The organism is Foliimonas ilicis (genome assembly GCF_039939195.1).
Classification (GTDB): Bacteria; Pseudomonadota; Alphaproteobacteria; order Rhizobiales; family Rhizobiaceae; genus Foliimonas; species Foliimonas ilicis.
On record NZ_JBDUUH010000007.1, the window covers coordinates 94,428 to 116,301 of the forward strand.

20 protein-coding genes are annotated in these 21,874 nt (G+C 58.6%); 15 read left to right on the plus strand and 5 right to left on the minus strand.

Annotated elements, in window-relative coordinates; translation table 11 throughout:
* Window positions 1-4: 4 nt before the first annotated feature.
* The 5 genes from ABFT80_RS16275 (at window position 5) to ABFT80_RS16295 (ending at window position 6,522) form a co-directional block, all read left to right on the plus strand.
* On the plus strand, window positions 5-1,192 hold the full coding sequence (locus ABFT80_RS16275; RefSeq protein ID WP_347972976.1) for an MFS transporter: 1,188 nt from the start codon (window positions 5-7) through the stop codon (window positions 1,190-1,192).
* A 322-nt stretch (window positions 1,193-1,514) separates the two neighbouring features.
* On the plus strand, window positions 1,515-3,179 hold the full coding sequence (leuA, locus tag ABFT80_RS16280; protein ID WP_347973160.1) for a 2-isopropylmalate synthase: 1,665 nt from the start codon (window positions 1,515-1,517) through the stop codon (window positions 3,177-3,179).
* A gap of 135 nt (window positions 3,180-3,314) precedes the next feature.
* Window positions 3,315-5,066, plus strand: coding sequence for a tetratricopeptide repeat protein (locus tag ABFT80_RS16285; protein ID WP_347972977.1), 1,752 nt, complete (start codon window positions 3,315-3,317; stop codon window positions 5,064-5,066).
* A 20-nt stretch (window positions 5,067-5,086) separates the two neighbouring features.
* The gene (locus tag ABFT80_RS16290; RefSeq protein ID WP_347972978.1) at window positions 5,087-5,857 is read left to right on the plus strand and encodes an alpha/beta fold hydrolase; all 771 of its coding nucleotides are present in this window, start codon (window positions 5,087-5,089) and stop codon (window positions 5,855-5,857) included.
* A 59-nt stretch (window positions 5,858-5,916) separates the two neighbouring features.
* Window positions 5,917-6,522, plus strand: coding sequence for a hypothetical protein (locus ABFT80_RS16295; RefSeq protein ID WP_347972979.1), 606 nt, complete (start codon window positions 5,917-5,919; stop codon window positions 6,520-6,522).
* Here the strand turns inward: ABFT80_RS16295 and ABFT80_RS16300 are convergent.
* Window positions 6,512-7,435 carry a metallophosphoesterase family protein gene (locus tag ABFT80_RS16300; protein WP_347972980.1) on the minus strand — a complete coding sequence of 308 codons (924 nt, stop codon included), beginning with the start codon at window positions 7,433-7,435 and terminating at the stop codon, window positions 6,512-6,514. The genes ABFT80_RS16295 and ABFT80_RS16300 overlap by 11 nt on opposite strands.
* Window positions 7,436-7,491: 56 nt before the next feature.
* Here ABFT80_RS16300 and ABFT80_RS16305 point away from each other — a divergent pair, with 56 nt between their 5' ends.
* Window positions 7,492-7,977 (plus strand): NUDIX domain-containing protein, encoded by a 486-nt coding sequence (locus ABFT80_RS16305; protein ID WP_347972981.1) that lies wholly within the window; start codon window positions 7,492-7,494, stop codon window positions 7,975-7,977.
* Between the two features lie 12 nt (window positions 7,978-7,989).
* Here ABFT80_RS16305 and ABFT80_RS16310 read toward each other — a convergent pair whose 3' ends face one another.
* Window positions 7,990-8,976 carry a glutathione S-transferase family protein gene (locus ABFT80_RS16310; RefSeq protein WP_347972982.1) on the minus strand — a complete coding sequence of 329 codons (987 nt, stop codon included), beginning with the start codon at window positions 8,974-8,976 and terminating at the stop codon, window positions 7,990-7,992.
* Window positions 8,977-9,232: 256 nt separating this feature from the next.
* Here ABFT80_RS16310 and ABFT80_RS16315 point away from each other — a divergent pair, with 256 nt between their 5' ends.
* The 3 genes from ABFT80_RS16315 (at window position 9,233) to rpmG (ending at window position 10,878) form a co-directional block, all read left to right on the plus strand.
* The gene (locus ABFT80_RS16315; protein WP_347972983.1) at window positions 9,233-9,742 is read left to right on the plus strand and encodes a GNAT family N-acetyltransferase; all 510 of its coding nucleotides are present in this window, start codon (window positions 9,233-9,235) and stop codon (window positions 9,740-9,742) included.
* A 67-nt stretch (window positions 9,743-9,809) separates the two neighbouring features.
* A complete protein-coding gene (locus ABFT80_RS16320) occupies window positions 9,810-10,589 on the plus strand; it encodes a HugZ family pyridoxamine 5'-phosphate oxidase (RefSeq protein ID WP_347972984.1) in 780 nt (259 codons plus the stop codon).
* Window positions 10,590-10,710: 121 nt separating this feature from the next.
* Window positions 10,711-10,878: a 50S ribosomal protein L33 gene (gene rpmG / locus ABFT80_RS16325; RefSeq protein ID WP_019173400.1), complete on the plus strand. Its 168-nt coding sequence runs from the start codon at window positions 10,711-10,713 to the stop codon at window positions 10,876-10,878.
* Between the two features lie 355 nt (window positions 10,879-11,233).
* Here the strand turns inward: rpmG and ABFT80_RS16330 are convergent, their stop codons facing one another.
* Window positions 11,234-12,604 carry a PleD family two-component system response regulator gene (locus ABFT80_RS16330; protein ID WP_347972985.1) on the minus strand — a complete coding sequence of 457 codons (1,371 nt, stop codon included), beginning with the start codon at window positions 12,602-12,604 and terminating at the stop codon, window positions 11,234-11,236.
* Between the two features lie 37 nt (window positions 12,605-12,641).
* Complete coding sequence (locus ABFT80_RS16335; RefSeq protein WP_082549745.1) at window positions 12,642-12,998, minus strand: response regulator; 357 nt, start codon at window positions 12,996-12,998, stop codon at window positions 12,642-12,644.
* Window positions 12,999-13,229: 231 nt separating this feature from the next.
* Here ABFT80_RS16335 and ABFT80_RS16340 point away from each other — a divergent pair, with 231 nt between their 5' ends.
* The 6 genes from ABFT80_RS16340 (at window position 13,230) to ABFT80_RS16365 (ending at window position 18,089) form a co-directional block, all read left to right on the plus strand.
* Window positions 13,230-13,529 carry a DUF3572 domain-containing protein gene (locus ABFT80_RS16340; RefSeq protein WP_347972986.1) on the plus strand — a complete coding sequence of 100 codons (300 nt, stop codon included), beginning with the start codon at window positions 13,230-13,232 and terminating at the stop codon, window positions 13,527-13,529.
* On the plus strand, window positions 13,529-14,182 hold the full coding sequence (locus tag ABFT80_RS16345) for a hypothetical protein (RefSeq protein WP_347972987.1): 654 nt from the start codon (window positions 13,529-13,531) through the stop codon (window positions 14,180-14,182). Before ABFT80_RS16340 ends, ABFT80_RS16345 begins: the two co-directional genes overlap by 1 nt.
* 73 nt (window positions 14,183-14,255) lie before the next feature.
* On the plus strand, window positions 14,256-15,575 hold the full coding sequence (locus tag ABFT80_RS16350; protein ID WP_347972988.1) for a DNA polymerase IV: 1,320 nt from the start codon (window positions 14,256-14,258) through the stop codon (window positions 15,573-15,575).
* Window positions 15,576-15,778: 203 nt separating this feature from the next.
* Entirely contained in the window at window positions 15,779-16,555 is a 777-nt protein-coding gene (locus ABFT80_RS16355; protein WP_347972989.1) for an amino acid ABC transporter substrate-binding protein, read from the plus strand.
* Window positions 16,556-16,638: 83 nt separating this feature from the next.
* Entirely contained in the window at window positions 16,639-17,319 is a 681-nt protein-coding gene (locus tag ABFT80_RS16360; RefSeq protein ID WP_347972990.1) for an ABC transporter permease subunit, read from the plus strand.
* Entirely contained in the window at window positions 17,316-18,089 is a 774-nt protein-coding gene (locus ABFT80_RS16365) for an amino acid ABC transporter ATP-binding protein (protein ID WP_347972991.1), read from the plus strand. The genes ABFT80_RS16360 and ABFT80_RS16365 overlap by 4 nt, the downstream gene beginning before the upstream one ends.
* 238 nt (window positions 18,090-18,327) lie before the next feature.
* On the opposite strand, the gene dnaE is transcribed toward ABFT80_RS16365, so the two are convergent.
* Window positions 18,328-21,813: a DNA polymerase III subunit alpha gene (gene dnaE / locus ABFT80_RS16370; RefSeq protein WP_347973161.1), complete on the minus strand. Its 3,486-nt coding sequence runs from the start codon at window positions 21,811-21,813 to the stop codon at window positions 18,328-18,330.
* Window positions 21,814-21,874: the final 61 nt, after the last annotated feature.

A 21,874-nucleotide genomic window follows, 5' to 3' on the forward strand; every position in this document is an offset into this window, starting at 1 on the left:
TCGAATGAATGCATTTTCCAAACCGCATCCCAGCGATACGCGTGTGCACTGGCTATCGATATCGGCGGCGGTTTCTTCGATCGGTGTCGTTGGCATAGCAATCGGCCTCGGCCTTCCTCTGCTCAGCATCATTCTGGAGACGCGCGGCCATTCCGCCTCGATGATCGGTCTCAACACGGCCGTCGCCGGTATCGCCTCGATCGCTGCAGCACCACTGGCAACGCCGCTCGCAATGCGGTTCGGCGTGGTCTGGACTATGCTCGTCTCGATCTTCGTCGGCACCGTGGCATTCGTCGGCTTCTACTTCGCGCCGCAATTCTGGATGTGGTTTCCGCTGCGCGCCATTCTCCACATTGCCCTGACCATTCTCTTCATCCTGTCCGAATTCTGGATCAGCACCTCCGCCCCGCCCCACAAGCGCGGTTTTGTGCTCGGCATCTACGCCTCAACACTGTCGCTTGGCTTTGCGGCTGGTCCGTTTATCTTTTCCAAGATCGGCAGCAGCGGCTTCCTGCCCTTCGGTGTGGTCTGCGGGCTGGTCGCGCTCGCTGCAATTCCTGTGCTGGCAGCCTGGCGCGAAAGCCCGAAAATCGTTCAGAAAAGCGGCGCAAGGAGCTTTCTTCGCTACATCTGGCTGGTGCCAACCGCGACTGCGGCAGTGCTGGTATTCGGCGCAGTGGAAACGGGCGGCTTTGCGCTGTTCCCCGTCTATGGCAGCCGCGCAGGCTACAGCGAAGGCGATGCCGCTTTGCTGCTGAGCATGATCGGCCTTGGCAATGTGCTTATGCAGATACCGCTCGGCATGCTGAGCGACCGCATTCGCGACCGGCGCTATCTCCTGCTTTTGTGCGCCATCATCGGATTTTTAGGCATGCTGCTTTTACCGGCGATCGTCGACAATTGGTATTTGATGGCGACCGTTCTCTTCATCTGGGGCGGTGTCGTTGCAGCGCTCTACACGGTCGGCCTCGCGCATCTCGGCTCGAAACTGCACGGCCATGAACTGGCCAACGCCAACGCCGCCTTCATCCTTTGCTATGGAATAGGCGTCGTTCTCGGGCCGCAGGCAATCGGTATCGGTATGGATCTCTTCGGTAACAACGGCTTCGGCTGGTCGCTGGCAGCCTTCTTCGCAGCCTATATCGCCCTTGGCGTCTGCCGCGTCGCGGTAAAGGTCGTGGGCGGGAAATAGGCATCTTGCCTCTATTATGGCGCTCATGTATGAGAAGCGCATGAACGCCCATCGCGCCAAAACATTTGCAGATCGTCCCGCTTTCGCCGGACAGACCTTGCGCGCGCTTTCTTCGGCACTTCTTCTCCTCGGCCTTATCGGCGATCGCCGGGTCCGCTGATTGGAGCGCCCGGCGGTCGTAATGCCGCCAAGGCGCTGAGCTCCTCATTAATTTTCAGACGAAGATCATGATCGCATCGTTGCGTGTGAGCCCGATAGGCCCGCGAAAGATGCCCGGAGAACGAAGATGAACGCACAGACTGGATTAGCGACCGCCAAGGGAATGCCGGACGCCTCTCGTAAATACGAGCAATATCCGCTGGTAGGCCTCACCGACCGCACATGGCCGAACAAGCAGATCACCAAGGCACCGATCTGGTGCTCCGTCGATCTGCGCGACGGCAACCAGGCACTGGTCGATCCGATGGGTCACGAGCGCAAGGCGCGCATGTTCCAGCTCTTGCTGGATATGGGCTTCAAGGAAATCGAGATCGGATTTCCCTCGGCGTCGCAGACCGATTTCGACTTCGCCCGCTGGGCAATCGAACAGGCCGGCGTGCCGCAGGACGTTTCCTTGCAGGTGCTGGTGCAGTGCCGTCCCGAACTGATTACGCGGACATTCGAATCGCTGCAGGGCGCGACCAATCCGATCGTTCATTTCTACAATTCGACCAGTGAATTGCAGCGCCGCGTCGTGTTCGACAAGGATGTCGGCGGCATCAAGCAGATCGCCACCGACGCCGCCAAGATGATCACCGACATGGCGGCAAAGGCTGGCGGCGGCTACCGCTTCCAGTATTCGCCCGAAAGCTTTACCGGCACCGAGCTGGAAGTGGCCCTGGAGATTTGCAACGCGGTCACTGAAATCGTTCAGCCGACCGCCGACAACAAGCTGATCATCAACCTGCCCTCAACCGTCGAAATGTCCACGCCCAACATCTATGCCGACCGCATCGAGTGGATGTGCCGTCAGCTCGACAATCGCGAAAACCTGATCATTTCCCTGCACCCGCACAATGACCGCGGCACCGGCATCGCTTCGACGGAACTCGGCCTGATGGCAGGCGCCGACCGCGTCGAAGGCACCTTGTTCGGCAATGGCGAACGCACCGGCAATGTCGATGTCGTGACGCTGGCGCTGAACATGTACACGCAGGGCGTCGACCCGGAACTCGATTGTTCCGACATCAACCGCATGAAGGCGGTTTATGAATATTCAAACCAGTTGGTGATCCCGGAGCGCCACCCTTATGTCGGTGAGCTGGTCTACACGGCCTTCTCCGGCTCGCATCAGGATGCGATCAACAAGGGCATGAAGGCGCTGAAGACGGCGAACAAATCGCTGTGGGAAGTACCTTACCTGCCGATCGACCCGCAGGATGTCGGGCGCAGCTATGAGGCGATCATCCGCATCAATTCGCAGTCGGGCAAAGGCGGCATCGCCTATGTTCTGCAGGCTGATTACGGCCTCAACCTGCCGCGCGGCCTGCAGGTCGAATTCAGCCAGAACATCCAGTCGATCACAGATTCGGAAGGCAAGGAATTGTCGTCGCGCCGGATCCATGAACGGTTCATGGAAACCTATGTCGAGCAGCCGGCCGCGCGCCTGAAATTCGTCGATCATCAGACTTTCCCCGATACGGAGGTCAAAGGCCGCCGTGTCGTCGAAGCCACGATCATCGACGATGGCAAGGAGATCACGATCACCGGCACCGGCAATGGCCCGGTCGATGGTTTCGTCGATGCGCTGTCGCGTCATGTCGGTCAGACATTCTCGGTTTTCGACTATTCCGAGCATTCGATTCAGCGCGGTTCGAACGCTTCGGCCATCTGCTACATGGAGGTCGAACATCCCGCAGGCCGAATCTTCGGAGTCGGGCTCAACACCAATATCGTCGCGGCATCGCTCGAAGCGGTGGTTTCGGCTGTCAATCGCGTCCTGAAATAGAGGCCGGATTGCAACATGTCCGCACCTTCTCTGTGGGTGCGGGCATGTTCTTCATCTTGCAACTTGTGCGTTCCGCCAAGCCCCGTATTATTGACGCCAAGGGGAATACAGGGGCAACATTGAAAGGTACCGCGTTTGCAGAGAGAAACGCCTGCCGCCCCCGCAGTGCGCGATACGCTTGAGCGCCTCCTATCGAGCAGAACATTTGGACGATCCGAACGCGCGCGAAAACTTCTGCGCTATCTGGTCGAGCGCGAACAGGCAGGTCAGGCCGACCTGCTGAAAGGCTTTTCCATAGCCGTCGATGTTTTCGGGAAAGATTCCGACTTCGACTCCTCGACGGATTCCCTTGTTCGCGTGCAGGCCGGTCGCCTGCGCGACCTGCTTAAACAATATTTCAAAACCGAAGGTGCGACCGAAGACATCCGCATCGACATTCCGCGCGGCAGCTATGTACCGAGCTATGCATTCGCCAGCGCGCACGCCTCTTCAGGCAAAACGATCGCCGAGACCGGAGCAATCCGCTTGCCGGCCGATACTGCCCGCGAACCTGCCGTCAGGATCGGCAAGGCGCGCCAGAGGCATGATTTCGTACTGGGTCATCTGAAACTCATCTGGGCAGCCCTCGCCCTCGTCATCTTTATTCTCGGCGCGCAATTGATGTTGAATGTGCGCGAGGCCTCGAACACGCCCTTGCTCGTTGCTGGAAACGAGACGGATCGGCTTGCGACCAATGCCGTCACCGCACTCTCCGCCAATGATCAATTGCCGCGTGTATACGTCGTATCCAGATCCGACGACGCACCTGTCACGCTGTTCGAAGGCGCTTTGCGAAACGCGCTTTCCCGATTCGATACTGTCGATCTGATGGCGCGCGACGCCGATCACAGCACGACTGGCGAAGACAGGACGCTTCAATTCCGGTTCGAGATCGCCACGGGGCCGTCTTCAGGCAGCGTGCTGATGGAATTGCAGCATCTGGCCACGGCAAAAGTTCTCTTTTCCAGGGTCTTCCTGCCGGACGATCTTCGCCCCGAATCCATCGACGACGAGATCGCGGAAATGGTAACGGCTTCCATCCCGGTCGCCGGCACAATCTACAGCTTTATCGAGCAGAACAGCCTGCAAACCGGCCTCGTCGCCTGCCTTCTCCTCAACGACGACTATTACCTCGACCAGAGCCGCACCGGCCATGAGGTCGCCTATCGCTGCTTTGAAACCCTCGTAAGGCAAGGCTCGAAATCGCCGCTTGCATTGGCCGAGCTGGCCTCCTTGCAGTTCGAGGCGGCAAATCTCGCTTATGATTACCCGCCGGCATCGGTCTCGGCCGAAGCGCTCGACAATGCGCATCGCGCGCTGGTCATGGGTGCCAACAGCGCCTATGCGCACCGCGCCTATGGCTACATGCAGTCGCGCATGGGGAACAAATCCGAAGCAGTCAGATGGCTGAACAAGGCATATGAGTTGAACCCCTACGATCTGACCATGGCCGCGGCCTATGGCTATGGTCTGGTAATGGCCAGCGAGTATGATCAGGCAGTGCCGATCCTCGCTCGCGCGGTGGAAGTCGCAAGCGTTCATCCGTCATGGTGGGATTACGGGCTGTTTCTCGGCGCTTTCATGACAAACGACATGGCGCTTGCCAACAAAGCTGCAGTGCGGTTCGCTACGGTTAAGCGATCGCATTATCTCGCTGCCCGGCTGATTGTAGCGCAATGGGAGAAAGATGAGCCCCTTGCCGATTCGCTTCGTCGCGACATCCGCAACGACTACAAAAAATTCGCTGCGAACCCGCGAGCCGTCTTTTCCAAACGGCTTTATCCCGACGACATGGTAGACAGGCTGAGTTCGGCGCTACAGGCTGCGGGACTGGGAAATCCAAGCTGAATAAACATTCGAAGGCCTAAATGACTTCAAATCTTTTTCATGCGGGGCGTGCAGGCTCCAATCCGCCCGTTGTTTTCCTGCATGGGTTCGGCGGGAGCCATGACACATGGCAGGCTTTTCCCGAAAAACTGGCGATCGCCAATCGCTGCATTTTTTACGATCTTCCCGGTCATGCGGGATCGCTGGACTTTCCGGGGAATTTCTCGCCCAGACGTGCAGGTGAAGCCATACTTGCCGATCTCGATGCGCAGAACGTCAAGGAATTCCATCTCGTCGGACACTCGATGGGCGGTGCGATCTGCTGCCTGATCGCGATGGCCGCGCCTGAGCGTGTCGCCTCGCTTACGCTGGTCGCACCGGGAGGGTTCGGTCCCGAAATCAACGCGGATCTGTTGCGTCGCTTCGCAACTTGCAGCAGCGTCGAGGAATTGCGCGACTGCCTCAAGCTCATGAGCGGGCCGGGCCACGATCCTGAAAAAGAAGCGCTCGAGGCTCTGTCAAAACATCGGAAAATTCCCGGCCAAACAGAAAAACTGCAGGAAATCGTCGCCATTATCACGCGCGACGGCAAGCAGGGCGCATTGCCGAAAGCAAATCTGGAGAACTTCGATTTTCCGGTTTCGATCGTCTGGGGAACCGACGACGACGTACTGCCCTTTTCGCAGACGAATGATCTCCCGGCGAGTTTCCGCTTTTTCCCCATTGAAGGGGCAGGACACATGCTGCCCGAAGAAGCTCCCGAAATCATCGCCGACGTGATCCGGCAGACCGTTTCCGCGGCCTCACCATAGAAAAGCTGCTTTCCCGCCGCCATCATGCTAATTCATCGATCATTCTGGGGGCAGATTGAATGAATTCGCCGGAAAACGCATCTGAGCAGAACCCGCCGCGCAAGCTCGCCGATGCCGTGCGCGCGGTTAAGAATGCAGTGGCCGACCGCAACGACGTGGTCGTGGAACTGCGTGAGTCGCAGAAAATCCGGCTCGAACTGCTGGCAGCGGAACTCGAACCCGTCTTTGCCGAAGTGCCTGCCGATGTCGATCTGTTCGATTTCGCGATAAGTGCAGGTTTGCAGCCGCGGCTATGGATCGACGCGGTCAGCCACGTCACGATGGGACGCGATACGCGAACCTATCGCTTTTTGCAGGATGGCCGCGCCGGTCGCGTCGTGCTGGCCGAATCCCTCGACATCAAGCCGGTTGCCGATCAGGTCACGCGCTACATTGCCGAACGCATGGTGGAGCGTGAACGCCTGCAATCGGGTGAAACCCTGCCTCTGACGAACCCTCAGCCGGCGCGTGAGATTGAAACGGCGCCCACCCCGCAAAAGCCAGCCAGCAGGCTCAATGGCTTCTTTGCCGGTCTTGGTGTCATCACCGCAGGTGCGCTTGCCGGGCTGGGAATCACCGCCCTGATTCTGTGGGAACGCCTGGCGACGATCCGCATCAGCTTCTGACGAGCTGACTGCTTCCCACTTCAAGATCGCGTTTTTCGATGTCGCTCAAAGGCATCGAAACCCCTGTAAGCCCGCGCCTTGTAAGCTGGATGTTCCAGTTTCCCGCCTCGCCGGAAATATCGAGAAGATTGTATTGCGCAGGCGGCTTTGAAGCCCCCAAGCCCTGCCCGGCAGCCGCGACACCGACAACGGGCGTCTTGTTCTTGCCGCCGATCACGAAAAGGCTCGGCAGATGCGAATGCCCATGCAGCACCAGTTCCGCGCCATGCTTGGCAATCGTCTTGTGGAAACGGCTGATGCCGAACAGCCTTTTGTGCTGCGGAACAGCCCCGCGAACCGGCGGATGATGGATCATGATAACGCGGCAATGTCCGGCCTTGCCTGCAATATCGAGCAACTTTCCAAGCCTCTCGGCCTGCGCCTCACGGAAAAATCCGGTCGCCATGAACGGCGCGGTCGCATGGGCTGAAGAAACGCCGATCAGAGCCACATTGTCGCGAACACGCAAATAGGGAAACGCGTTGCGGTCGGTCGGCGGCGCAAGCCCGTCGCCCGCCATCCAAGGTCCCCAGGCCTTGCAGGCCTTGTCGAACGCACCAGGCACATAGGCATCGTGATTCCCAAGCACTACCGACACATCATCGGGCGAACCGAGTTCCTGCAGCCACAGGCGGGCCATCTCGATTTCGCCATCCAGCGCGAGGTTCACAAGATCGCCAGTCACCGCAAGATGGTTGGGGCTGGATGCCTTCATGTCGTTGACGACAGCATCGATCACGCCGTCATGCATGAATTTGCGGCGGTTTCGCTGCCAGTTCACGTAACCAGTTACCCGCTTGGAAGCGAGTTCGCGATAGGTTAGATCGGGAAGAGGTCCAAGATGGACGTCTGAGAGATGGGCAAGCCTGAACATCCTTTTCTTGTAGGATAGACGTTCAAAGCTTTCCACCCGAAATGTTACAGGCTGAAATGTCAGTTACCCTACGTCAAACCGGCTGGCCTCGTCTGCGCGCCCGGCTGTTCCATTTTTACTTCCTGCTTCGGCGCCCGATGACGTTCGGCGCGCGCGGTATCGTCTATGATGAAGCGGCGAATTCCGTCTTCCTGATCCGCCACACCTATGTTCCAGGCTGGCAATTGCCGGGCGGCGGCGTGGAAATTGGTGAAACCGCGATGGAAGCCCTGACCCGCGAACTGGAAGAGGAAGGCAATATCGTGATCGCAGCCGAACCGGTTTTGAAGTCGCTGCATTTCAATCGGCAATCCAGCCGCCGCGACCATGTGGCGCTGTATCTGATCACGCAATTCAGTCAGAGCGGACCCAAAAAGCCGGATCGCGAGATCGCGGAATCAGGGTTTTTCCTGCTCGACCAGTTACCAGAGCAGACGACGCCAGCCACCAGACGGCGGCTTGGCGAAGTGCTTTCAGGCGAACCATCATCGCCTTACTGGTAGTCATATTGGCACTCAGGCCGCCTTGCGGAAGCGGTCCCGGTCATGTGCCGCATGCAGTTCGATCTCCGGGCCAAGCGGCACGATGCGCGTCGGATTGATATTCGCGTGGCTACCGTAATAATGCGACTTGATGTGGTCGAAATCCACGGTTCCCGCCACACCTTTTACCTGAAACAGATCGCGCAAGTAATTGGAAAGGTTTGGATAATCGGCAATCCGCCTCAGATTGCATTTGAAGTGACCGACATAGACCGGATCGAACCGCACAAGCGTCGTGAACAGCCGCCAATCGGCCTCCGTCATGCGATCGCCAACGAGATAGCGTGACTGGCCAAGACGTGCTTCCAGCGTGTCGAGTGTTTCGAACAGACGCTCGAACGCCTCTTCATAGGCTTCCTGTTTGGTCGCGAACCCGGCGCGATAAACGCCATTATTCACTGCCGGATAGACGATCGCGTTTATCTCGTCGATCTGAGCGCGCAGCGCCTCAGGGTATAAATCGACATTCGCATCGCCCCATTCGTCAAACTCGGAATTGAACATCCGTATGATTTCGGCAGATTCGTTGGAAACGATCGTTTTGCGCTGCTTGTCCCAAAGCACAGGCACCGTCACACGCCCGGAATAGATCGGGTCGGCCCTGGTGTAGATTTGATGGAGATAATCAGAACCATAGAGTTCGTCGCCCGTCGCACCGTCTTCTGCCAGAAACGTCCAGCCATTCTCGCCCATGAAAGGATGCACGACCGAAACGGAAATCACATCTTCCAGTTTCTTCAGGGCGCGAAAGATCAGGGTTCGGTGCGCCCAGGGGCAGGCAAGCGAGACATAGAGGTGGTAGCGTCCGGGTTCAGCCTTGAAGCCGCCCTCGCCGCTCGGCCCGGCAGAGCCGTCACGCGTGATCCAGTTGCGGAATTGCGATTCCGAGCGTTCGAACTTTCCGCTCTTTCCCGTGTCGTACCATTTGTCATGCCACACGCCGTCTACGAGCAAACCCATATCGTTCTCCTTTGCATTCAATGTATGCGACGAGAACAGAAATTCGAGAGATTCGTTTTCAAACACACTGTCACCGCAGTTTTTGACCACAAATCCGATGGACGGGCGCTAAAATTGATGGTAGCGGGCTGATTAATGAACGAGATGGCAAAAATCCGGTTTGACCGACGACGAATGAACGCCCGCGCTTAAACCGCGCCGATAGCGTTGCTGCATCATGCAGCCAACATTTCTCGCATACCCGGATGCCACGACAATGTTCCTCTCCGACGTCACCTATATGGCGGAAACCGCCGCGCACTTTGCCGAGATCGAATCGATCAATGAAGAAGCATTCGGCCCCGGTCGTTTCGCGCGCGCTGCCTACAAGATCCGCGAAGGCGGACCGCATGAGCATGCGCTTTCATTCGTAGCGATCCACAATGACAAGGTCATCGCGTCGGTCCGCCTGACACGGATCGCCGGGGACAAGGGCGAAGCGCTGCTTCTCGGCCCGCTTGCCGTGCGTCCAGCGTATAAGAACAGAGGCATCGGCCGGAAGCTCGTCGCAATCGCCATCGAGGCGGCGCGCCGCGCTGGCGAAGCATGCGTCCTGCTTGTCGGCGATGAACCCTATTATGGCCCGCTCGGCTTCAGGAAGATTCCGAACGGACAGATCACCATGCCGCGCCCGGTCGATCCCGAACGTATTCTGGCTTACGAAATCGAGCCGGGATCAGCCGCGCAATTGCGTGGAAATGTCGATCACGCCGCCCGGAAACGCTGACCAACGCCTTGCCATCCAAACGACTTGCGTCCAAAACTGGACTAACTTAATCCACTTTGGGAATAGCATGAGCGAAAAGAAAGAACCGATCCGCCCGACCGACGACGCGGCGATCCGATTGGCTAAGACATTAATCCGCAACGCGCGCTATGGCGCGATCGCGACGCTCGATCCTGAAACGGACAATCCGCTCGCAAGCCGGGTGGGTGTCGCGACGGACATCGACGGCACGCCGCTCATCCTCATTTCGCTGCTGGCGCCGCACACAAGGGCGCTCATCGCAGACCCCCGTTGCTCGCTACTGGTTGGCGAAACCGGCAAGGGCGACCCCCTCGCCCATCCGCGCATTAGCCTGACCTGTCTGGCCACGAAGCTCGACCGCGACGGAGAGGCCCACGGGCAGGCCAAGCGCCGCTATCTCAACCGAAACCCCAAAGCCGCTCTTTACGTCGACCTTGGCGACTTTTCGTTTTTCCGGCTGGAACCGCAACATGCGGGCCTCAATGGCGGATTCGGCAAGGCATATCTTTTGAAGCGCGAAGAGCTTCTGTCGGAGGCGTCCATATCGGCCGCACTCGCAGATTCGGAGCAAGGCTCCATCGACCATATGAATGCCGATCATCTCGATGCAATCGGCCTTTACGCCGCGCATTTCGGCAAGGCGGATGGCGGCGGCTGGAAGATTTCCGGCGTCGACCCCGAAGGAATGGACCTGATCGACGGCGACCGGGTAACGCGAATCTGGTTCCCTGCACCGCTGTCCGGTGCCGGCGACCTTCGAAAGGTGCTGGTCGAGATGGCGGGCGAAGCCCGAAAAGCCGGAGCAGTGGCGCAAACCAGGGCGTGAGCGCAGTGCGGGCTTGACTTTCCGCAGGCGTTCTTTATGTGTCGCGCAAAGTTTTCCGCGTCCGGGGTTTACGACCTGTGCTGAAGCGGTGCTAACTCCAGACAATTAACGGACGAGAATCATGGCTAAGGCTGCAAACATCAAGATCAAGCTTCTCTCGACGGCCGACACCGGCTTTTTCTACGTGACGAGCAAGAACAGCCGCACGAAAACCGAGAAGCTTTCCTTCCGCAAGTACGACCCGGTTGCGAAGAAGCATGTCGAGTTCAAGGAAACGAAGATCAAGTAATCTTCGTACCAATGGAATTGAAAGCGCCGCCTTCGGGCGGCGTTTTTCGTTTGTGCGAATAAAAATGTGTACCGAAGATAAAGGGGGCCGATCGGTTGCCTGATGACGGTACGAGGAATCCGCTTTCAGTCCGACCGGCCCGCCCCATGGACCCAGGAGATGCGGCGGACCTGAGCGTCACGGGGTTTTCTTATGCGCGTCGGCTTGGCGTTGGGCCGAAAAATCGCACTTAACCTCGAAAGCACGCTCGCCCGAAGCTTGCAGAAAATCAACTATTTATTAAGCAAGCCTGCAGAATCACTGCAATCACGGTAAATTTCCGCGCCATTCAGTCAGTTAAGACCCCGGTTCGGGATCAGGCGGCCTTTGCAACGACGCGGTTGCGCCCCTTCGTCTTGGCTTCGTAGAGAGCCATGTCGGCACGCTTCATGAGATCGGCGATCGTGTCATTGCCGAGTTTCAGCGACGAGACACCGACACTCACCGTAACATCGGCGCTCTTGCCCTCACCTATGATGAACGGCTTGCCCGCCACCAACCCGCGAACGCGTTCTGCAACGCTTTCGGCAACGGCGGCATCCGTATCCGGCATCACGACGACGAACTCCTCGCCACCGTAGCGACAGGCCAGATCGATGCCGCGCACATTCTTGCGAAGCCGCTGCGCGAACTCACGAAGCACCTCGTCGCCGCCATCATGACCGTAAGTGTCGTTGATCAGCTTGAACCGGTCGAGGTCGGTAATCATGATCGACAGCGGGCGTCCGCGCGACACGGCACGCTCAAACAGCGTCGCAAGATTTCCGTCGAGATAGCGGCGATTGTGAAGCCCGGTCAGCCCGTCCGTAACAGCCATTTCGATCGTCTGCGTAACGCTGTGCCGCAATTGATCATTGTAGCGCTTGCGCCGGACCTGAATACGCATGCGCGCAATCAGCTCCTGCCGGTCCACGGGCCGTACGACATAATCGTTCACGCCAAGGTCGAGCGCCCGCGCAATGCGCTCATCGCCATCGTTTTCCGCAATCAGGATGATCGGCAGGAAGCGTGTACGATCCAGCGAGCGAAGCTGCGAACACAGCCGCAAATGGTCGAAATCCTTGAATGCGGTGGAAATCAGCACGCATTCATAGGCTTTTTCGGTCGCCTTGAAGAAACCGACATGCGGGTCCGAAACCACATCCATATCCGCAACATTGCGGAAAATTCGATGCATGATTTCGTGATAGGCCGGATTGTCGTCGATCAGCAGCACCTTGGGAATCGCATCCTCTATGCCCTGGCGCCGGTCCAGCAATTCCTCGATGCCGATATTGTGCGTGGCGGACGCCCGAAGGCGCAGCTCATCGGTCAGCATCTTCAGCCGCACAAGGCTTTTCACCCGCGTCATAAGCTGCAGATCATTGACCGGCTTGGTCAGAAAATCGTCGGCACCAGCCTCCAGACCGCGCACACGGTCGGCAACCTGATCCAGTGCGGTGATCATCACGACCGGAATATGCGCCGTCGCCGGATTGGCCTTCAGCCTGCGGCACACTTCGAAACCGTCCATGCCCGGCATCATGATGTCGAGCAGCACGACATCGACCTTGCCGTTTTCGCAAATATCGAGCGCATCCGGCCCGTTCGTGGCGGTCAGGACTTCGAAATACTCGGCAAGAAGTCGGACTTCGAGAAGTTTGACGTTCGCGGGAATATCGTCGACGACGAGGATATGCGCGGTCATGACCTGCTCGAACTCCGTTTTTCCCCGCGGGCCGGCATTACGCGTCGCCCAGATAGGATTTGATCGTTTCGATGAAACGCGGAACCGAAATCGGCTTCGAGATATAGGCCTCGCAGCCGCCCTGACGGATACGTTCCTCGTCGCCCTTCATGGCGAACGCCGTGACTGCAATGACCGGAATGACGTGAAGATCGTCGTCTTCCTTGAGCCATTTGGTCACTTCGAGCCCGGAAACCTCCGGGAGCTGAATGTCCATCAGGATCAGGTCGGGCCGGTGCGTGCGCGCCAGTTCAAGCGCTTCAAGACCGTTGCGCGTGCGCACGGTTTCATAGCCGCTGGCCTCGATCAGGTCGCGAAAGAGCTTCATGTTCAGCTCATTGTCTTCGACGATCATAACTTTTTTTGTCATCTGAATTCTCATCCCGGCTGCCAGATAGTCTTGGCCGCCATCGCCGCATGCCCCGATAAGGACATCAAACCCGATGACGACACTAACGCAAGAACATTGACGAAACGGAAACCGGATCGTTTGATTCCGTCATATGTTCTCTTTGGTTTCAGTTCGGCTTGCAGTCTTTCCAGCAACTGTCTAGTTCAGGAGTAGATTGCCGCTGGATTGCCGCCGATGAACAGACAGAGCTTAACGCCGGAAAACGCCGAAACAATAGCGGTAAGCGCGCTGGCCTTCATTGCTTCCGACCCGGAATTGCTGCCGCGCTTCCTGTCGATGACCGGCATCGAGGCGAACGCCATTCGCGCGGCCGCAAGCGAGCCGGGTTTCCTTGCAGGCGTCATGCAATTCATCGTCGCGCACGAGCCTACCCTGATGCGCTTTTCGCAAGAATCGGGAATCGCCCCTGAAACCATCGCCGCCAGCGTGAAAGCCCTGCCGCTTGGCGACGACGACAGCTATCTGGAAGCATAATGAGCGAAGATCCCGAAACAGCCCGCCAGATCGCCGAACTGGCGCAGGACACCCGCCCGCTTCTCGTTCTCGATGTAGATGAAGTCGTGCTGGAATTCGTACGCCCGCTGATGGGTTTTCTGAATTCTCAGAATCTCGAACTGAAAACCGATACCTTCCGTCTGGATGGCAACATCGTCGAACTGGGCACCACAAAGGCAGTGGAAAGCGAACGCGTATCCGAACTGATACACGACTTCTTTGTCGTGCAGGCCGAGTGGCAGGAGCAGCTCGAAGATGCTGCCGATTCGATTGCCGAAATCGCCCGCGGCGCCGAGATCGTGTTGTTGACCGCCATGCCGCACCGGCACCGCGAGACGCGACGTGCCCATCTGGACCGCCTTGGCTTCCATTATCCGCTTTTGACCACCGAAAGGGCCAAGGGGCCAGCATTGCGTGCGCTTCGCGGCAAGACGAAAAGGCCGATCGCATTCGTCGACGACACGCCGCACAATCTGGTTTCGGCACGTGCCAATCTGTCGGATGCACATCTGTTTCACATGATGGCGTTCGAGGAATTGCGCCCGGTTCTCCCGCCCCTGCCCGACGACATCATCATGCTGGCAAACTGGCGCGATGCGACACCGAAGATTGCGGCTTCACTCGGGCTCTGAAACACGCCGAATCCGCTTTCTATTTCATGCGCTGATGCTGTAATGTCGCGATGTTCATCATCCGTTCGCAGCTATGGCCACATCAGCCCAAAATGATCCAAACCATGGCTTTTGCCGCGACTGCCTGCGCTTCCAGCGCAGCGACGCGCGGCGTTGCGATTCCTGCGGCAGTCCGAGGATCACGCGACATGCCGAACTCTACGACCTTCACATCGCCCATATCGACTGCGACGCCTTTTATGCAGCCGTCGAAAAGCGCGACAATCCCGAACTGAAGGACCGCCCCGTCATCATCGGCGGCGGCAAGCGCGGTGTGGTTTCGACCGCCTGCTACATCGCCCGCATCAATGGCGTGCGCTCGGCCATGCCCATGTTCAAGGCGCTGGAAGCGTGCCCCGAAGCGGTCGTCATCAAGCCGAACATGGAAAAATACGTCGCAGTCGGGCGCGAAGTACGCGCAATGATGCAGGCGCTGACGCCGCTGGTCGAGCCGATTTCCATCGACGAGGCATTTCTCGACCTTGCCGGCACGGAGCGGCTTCACGGCCTGCCTCCGGCACTGGTGCTGGCGCGATTTGCACGTCAGGTGGAACAGGAAATCGGCATTACCGTCTCGGCCGGGCTCTCCTATTGCAAATTTCTGGCAAAAATCGCTTCCGATTTTCGAAAACCCCGCGGCTTTTCTGTCATTGGTCAGACAGAAGCCGTTGAATTTCTCGGCCAGCAGCCCGTCACGCTCATCTGGGGCGTCGGCAAAGCGTTCGCGGGAACGCTCGAGCGCGACGGCATTCGCATGATCAGCCAGTTACAGCGCATGGAGCGCAACGATCTGATGCGCCGCTACGGCACGATGGGCGACCGCCTTTATTATCTCTCGCGCGGAATGGACGAACGCCGCGTCCAGCCGGACCACGATGCGAAAAGCGTGTCGGCGGAGACGACCTTCAACAGCGATCTGGCAACATCTGAGGAATTGGTGCCGATCCTGCGCGCGCTGTCGGAAAAAGTCTCAGCGCGTCTGAAAAAATCCGGCATCGCCGGGCGGACGGTGGTTCTCAAGCTCAAAACGCGTGACTTCAAGATCAGGACACGCAATCGCGCGCTCGGCAGCTCGACGCGGCTTGCCGACCGGATTTTCCTGACCGGCCTGCAAATGCTCGAAAAAGAACTCGACGGGACGAAGTACCGCCTGCTCGGCATCGGCGTCAGCGATCTTTCCGACGATGACCGCGCCGATCCGCCTGATCTCGTCGATGTTCAGTCGCGCAAGCGCGCGCTGGCTGAGGGCGCAATGGACGCGCTTCGCGGTAAATTCGGTCGAGCCGCGGTCGAAACAGGCTATACATTCGGGCGTGGCCGCAATGCACATCCGGAACAGGAAACCGAAGATTGACGTCGAAAACCGGAACATATTTTCTGAGATTCAGGCATCAGCGAGATTCACAGAGATAATTTTCTACGATATGCAGAATAATCGATATGAAATTCTCAAAGGTTGAAAAATCTCCGCGTCCTTCCTCTTGTTGAAGGCCGATGTGAATCCTAATTTGCGGACAAACGGCACATCGCCGCGAAACCACGAACGGAACGAACATCATGACCTGGCTAAAATCGCTTTTCATTGCTGGCGCACTTCAGGCAGCGCTCGTCGCAATGCCCGCCCATGCAGGCGAAAACCTCAATGACATCAAAGCCGCCGGCGCGCTGAAGATCGGCACCGAAGGCACCTACGCGCCCTTCACCTATCATGATGGCAGCGGCAAGCTGGTCGGTTTCGACGTTGAAATCGGCGAGGCGATCGCAGAGCGTCTTGGCGTGAAGGCCGAATTCCTCGAAGGCAAATGGGACGGCCTGATCGCCGGTCTCGATGCCAAGCGTTACGACGCCGTCATCAATCAGGTCGGCATCACCGAAGCGCGCAAGCAGAAATATGATTTCTCCGAGCCGTATATTGCCTCGAAAGCGGTGCTTATCGTGCGCAGCGACGATGACAGCGTCAAGGATTTCGCTGATCTCAAGGGCAAGAAATCCGCACAGTCGCTGAGCAGCAATTTCGGCAAGATCGCCGAGGCAGCAGGTGCCGAACTCGTCGGCACCGACGGTTTCGACCAGTCGATCCAGCTCGTCCTCAACCGCCGCGCTGACGCGACCATAAATGACAGCCTATCCTTCCTCGATTTCAAGAAGCACAAGCCGGATGCGCCCGTGAAGATTGCCGCCGAGCAGCCTGACGCGGACTATTCGGGCGTCATCATCCGCAAGGGCGAGCCGGAGCTTCTGGCGGCTATCAACGATGCACTGAAGTCGATCAAGGACGACGGCACCTACCAGAAGATTTCCGACAAATATTTCGGTCAGGACGTCTCAAAGTAACGGAGCAGGCATGCGGGCGGTTTCTTGCCGCCCGCGCAACCAGTCGCTAAACACATAACAACAGTTCAGCGGAAGGCCCTGCAATGCCCCATTGGCTACAACTCATGCTCGACTCGCTCGGCCCGCTTTTGTGGGCCGGTCTTGTTTTCACGATACCGCTGACGCTTCTGTCTTTCGTGCTGGGCTTGTCGGTCGGACTTCTGGCAGCGCTCGTCAGACTTTTCGCAGCGTGGCCGTTCGCGGCAATCATCCGCTTTTATGTCTGGATCATCAGAGGCACGCCGCTTCTGGTTCAGCTCTTCCTGATCTTCTACGGCCTGCCCAGCGTCGGCATCGTGCTGGATGCGTTCACCGCAGCCCTTATCGGCTTCACGCTGAATGTCGGTGCCTACACGTCCGAGATCATTCGCGCGGCCATTTCGTCAGTCGCCAAGGGTCAGTGGGAAGCGTCGTTTTCGATCGGCATGTCGTGGGGCCAGACGATGCGCCGCACAATCCTGCCGCAGGCAGCACGCGTGGCCGTGCCGCCGCTATCCAACACCTTCATTTCGCTGGTCAAGGATACCTCGCTCGCCGCTGCCATCACCGTGCCGGAGCTGTTTCAATCGGCCCAGCGCATCGTCGCCACCACTTACGAACCGCTGATCCTCTACATCGAAGCCGCACTCATCTATCTTGCCATCAGCTCGGTTCTGTCTGCTCTTCAGTCACGACTTGAAAAGCGGCTCGACCGCTATGGCGGCTTCATGGAGGCGCGGGCATGATCGAACTCACCAATATCGAAAAGACTTTTGGCGACAACACCGTCTTCAAAAACGTGAATTTGAGCTTCGCGGAAGGCAGCGTGACCGCCCTTGTCGGGCCTTCGGGCGGTGGCAAGAGCACGCTTCTGCGCTGCATCAATCTGCTTGAAATCCCGACTGCCGGCCGGTTGCAGATCGGGCAGGAAGCGCTTGATTTCGAACCCGGCAAGGCAGTCGGCTGGGCTTCGATCCAGAGACTTCGCCGCCAGACCGGCATGGTCTTCCAGAGCTTCCAGCTTTTCCCGCACCGCACGGCCGTCGAAAACGTCATGGAAGGGCTGATCACCGTCCTGAAATGGCCGAAGGAAAAAGCCCGTAAGCGCGCGCTGGAGCTGCTCGAAAAGGTCGGCCTTGCCCAGAAGGCGGACGCATGGCCAGCGACACTTTCAGGCGGCCAGCAACAGCGCGTCGCAATTGCGCGCGCACTCGCCCCTGCTCCAAAAGTGCTGCTGTGCGACGAACCAACCTCCGCGCTCGACCCGGAATTGTCGGGCGAAGTCGTGGAAGTTCTGGCGCAGCTTGCCCGTGAAGGTACGACGATGGTGATCGCCACGCATGATCTGCGGCTGGCATCGAAGGTCGCGCAGGAAGCCGTGTTTCTGGATGGCGGCGCAGTTGTCGAGAAAGGCAACGCGCAGGAGCTGTTCTCGACGCCAAAAAACCCGAGGACAATCCGGTTTATTGCAACGATCACGCAGAAGCCGGCTGAGCAAGCTGGCAGCGGGATTTAGAAGACTGCATTTTTAATAGAAACGCTGGCGGGACATCACCCCCCTCTGCCCTGCCGGGCATCTCCCCCTCAAGGGGGGAGATTACTCCGTCACGAACGCGCTGCATCAATTTTTGACGTCGCAGAATGCAGGCGGAGAGAGTGATGTCATCCAATCTCCCCCCTTGAGGGGGAGATGCCCGGCAGGGCAGAGGGGGTGCCTCGCGATTCCATCAACACAGGAACCGCTCTCGGAATCCCTAAACCAGCTCCACCTCAACCACTCCGGGCACAGCCCGCATTGCCGAGGCAATCTGCGGCGAGATGCGGTAGCGTTCGGGAAGCTCGATCTCGACCTCGCCCTGCGCATTGTCCTTGATGAGCACGAAGCTCACCTGCCCCTCGCCCTTGGTCGACAATTGCCCGGCAAGCGTTCCGAGCGGGCTTGGGTCGCGCAGATAGATGCGCAGCGCCTTCTGCACGCGGCTCGCTTCGTCTTCCAGCGAATGCACCGTCTGGATGCGCAGATTGACGCCTTCAGGCCGGTCTTCCGCCGCAACCGTGATAACCAGCGAGCGGCCAGGCTCGAGAAAATCGCGATATTGCGCGAGCCCTTCGGAAAACAGCACGGCCTCATATTGCCCGCTGACATCGGAAAACTGCACGATGCCCATCTTGTTACCGGTGCGCGTCTTGCGCTCCTGCCTGGTCGTCACTGTTCCGGCGAGGCGACCAGCAGTCGCGCCCTTTTTCACTGCCGCCGAAAACTCGGCCCAGTTCTGCACGCGCATCTTTTCGAGCGTCGTCTTGTATTCATCCAGCGGGTGCGCCGACAGATAGAAGCCGACGACCTGAAATTCACGTTGCAGCCGCTCGGCAGACAGCCACGGGTCTGCAAATGGCAGGTTCAGCGCCTGCGACTGCGCGCCGAGCGACGCGCCGAAAATATCCGACTGGCCGGACGTGGCATTCTGCTGCGCAAGGGCTGCAAGCCCCATCATGCGCTCGACACCCGCCATCATCGATGCGCGATCATGGCCGAAATTGTCGAATGCGCCCGCCATGATCAGGCTTTCCAGAACCCGTTTGCCGACGACCCGCGGATCGACCCGCTCGCAGAAATCGGCAAGGCTGGCAAAGGGCTTGTCGGCACGGCGGTCGACAATGTGCTGCACCGCCGCCTCGCCGACGCCCTTGATGGCCGAAAGCGCGTAGAAGATGCGGTTTTCCGCTACTTCGAAATCGCTGTAGGACGTCATGATCGACGGCGGAACGACATCGATGCCAAGCCGCATCGCATCCTGACGGAAATCGCTGAGCTTTTCGGTGTTCGACATATCGAGCGTCATCGAGGCCGCGAGGAATTCCACCGGATAATGCGCCTTGAGATAGGCAGTCTGGTATGAAACCACGGCATAGGCTGCGGCGTGCGACTTGTTGAAGCCGTAGTCGGCAAACTTTGCCAGCAGGTCGAAAATGAAATCCGCCTGCGGCTTCGAAACGCCCTTTTCGACCGCGCCCGAAACGAAGCGCTCGCGCTGCTTGTCCATCTCCGCGCGGATCTTCTTGCCCATGGCGCGGCGCAGCAAATCTGCTTCGCCGAGCGAGTACCCGGCAAGCTCCTGCGCGATCTGCATCACCTGTTCCTGATAGACGATGACGCCCTGCGTCTCCTTCACCAGATGGTCGATCTTGGGGTGGATCGACGCCAGTTCCTCCTCGCCATGCTTGCGCGCATTGTAGGTCGGAATGTTCTCCATCGGGCCGGGTCGATAGAGCGCGACCAGCGCAATAATGTCCTCGATACGATCGGGTTTCATGCCGATCAGCGCCTTGCGCATGCCCGCACTTTCCACCTGGAATATGCCGACCGTCTCGCCGCGCGAAAGCATCGCGTAAGTCGGCTGATCGTCGATCGGGATATGCGCAAGATCGATCTCGATGCCGCGCCGCCGGATCAGCTTCACGGCGGTTTCCAGAACCGTCAGCGTTTTCAGGCCGAGAAAGTCGAACTTTACGAGGCCCGCATCCTCTACCTTCTTCATGTTGAACTGCGTAACCGGCATGTCCGAACGCGGATCGCGGTACATCGGCACCAGTTCGGAAAGCGGCCTGTCGCCGATGACGATGCCCGCGGCGTGGGTCGATGCGTGGCGGTAAAGCCCTTCGAGCTTCTGCGCCATATCGAGCAGCGTCTGCACGATCGGCTCGCGCTCGGCCTCCTCTGCAAAGCGCGGCTCGCCCTCGATTGCCTGCGCCAATGTCACTGGATTGGCCGGGTTCGCGGGCACCATTTTGCAGAGGCGGTCGACCTGCCCGTAAGGCATTTGCAGCACGCGGCCGACGTCTCGCAGCACGGCGCGCGCCTGCAGCGTACCGAAGGTGATGATCTGCGCGACCTGATCGCGACCGTATTTTTCCTGAACGTAACGAATGACTTCGTCACGACGATCCTGACAGAAATCGATGTCGAAATCGGGCATCGACACGCGGTCTGGGTTCAGGAAGCGCTCGAACAGCAGCGAATATCGAAGCGGGTCGATATCGGTGATCGTGGTCGAGTAAGCGACCAGCGAACCGGCACCCGAACCGCGGCCCGGCCCGACCGGAATGCCTTGCGCCTTGGCCCATTTGATGAAGTCCGCAACGATCAGGAAGTAGCCCGGATATTTCATCCGCTCGATGACGCCGAGTTCGAAATCCAGCCGCTCGCGATATTGCTCTGCCGTGAAACCCGGCGACAATCCATAATCGGCAATGCGCGCTTCGAGGCCCACATGCGCCTGCCGCGCCAGTTCCTCGGCCTCCGCCTTCACCGCCGCGTCAGCATCCGCAATGTCGCCGCCGGTGAAACGCGGAAGGATAGGCCCGCGATTTTTCGGATAGTAGGAGCAGCGCATGGCGATCTCGACCGTATTGTCGAGCGCTTCGGGAATGTCCGCGAACAGCGAAGACATGTCCGCGCTGGTCTTCAGATGATTGTCGGGGCTCAGCCGCCTGCGGTCGTCCTGCGCGACCACCGAACCTTCGGCAATCGCAATCAGTGCGTCATGCGCCTCGTAATCGTCACGGCTCTGGAAGAACGCCTCGTTGGTCGCGACCAGCGGCAATTCATGCCGATAGGCCAGATCGATGGTTGCCGCCTCGACCATTTTGTCATAGCCGCCCAAACGTTCGATTTCGACATAAAGCCGGTCGCCGAACATTTCTTTCAGTGCGAGCAATCGGCTTTCGGCAAGCTCAGTATGGCCGCTTTTCAGCGCTGAACCTATCGGTCCGAGAGGCCCGCCGGTGAGACAGATCAGCCCTTCAGAAAGCTGCTCGACCATCTGTGCCGTGACATGCACCGGATCGCCCGGCGTACCGTCGAGATAGGCCCGGCTGACCAGCCGGACGAGATTGGCATAGCCGACCTCGTTCGCCGCCAGAAGCACGATCGGATTGAGCGGGATCGTCTGGCGGTGGTCGCGCGCGCTGGTCACCTGTTCACCGAAGGCAAATGCCATCTGGCAGCCGATGATCGGCTGGATACCGTCTTTCGAGGCTTTTTGCGCAAATTCCAGCGCGCCGAACAGATTGTTCGTGTCCGTAACAGCGATCGCAGGCGACGAATTCTTCACCGCATAACCGACGACCTTGCCAAGTTGCAGCGCCCCTTCGAGAAGCGAATAGGCCGAATGCACACGCAGATGGATGAACGGCCGCACAGCAATTTTCTGCGCCGGCTTCTTTGTAATGCCATTCATGGCTTCGCGCATCAGCGGGTCGCGCGGGGGCCTGTCATTCGCCATTGGATATTTGCAACCG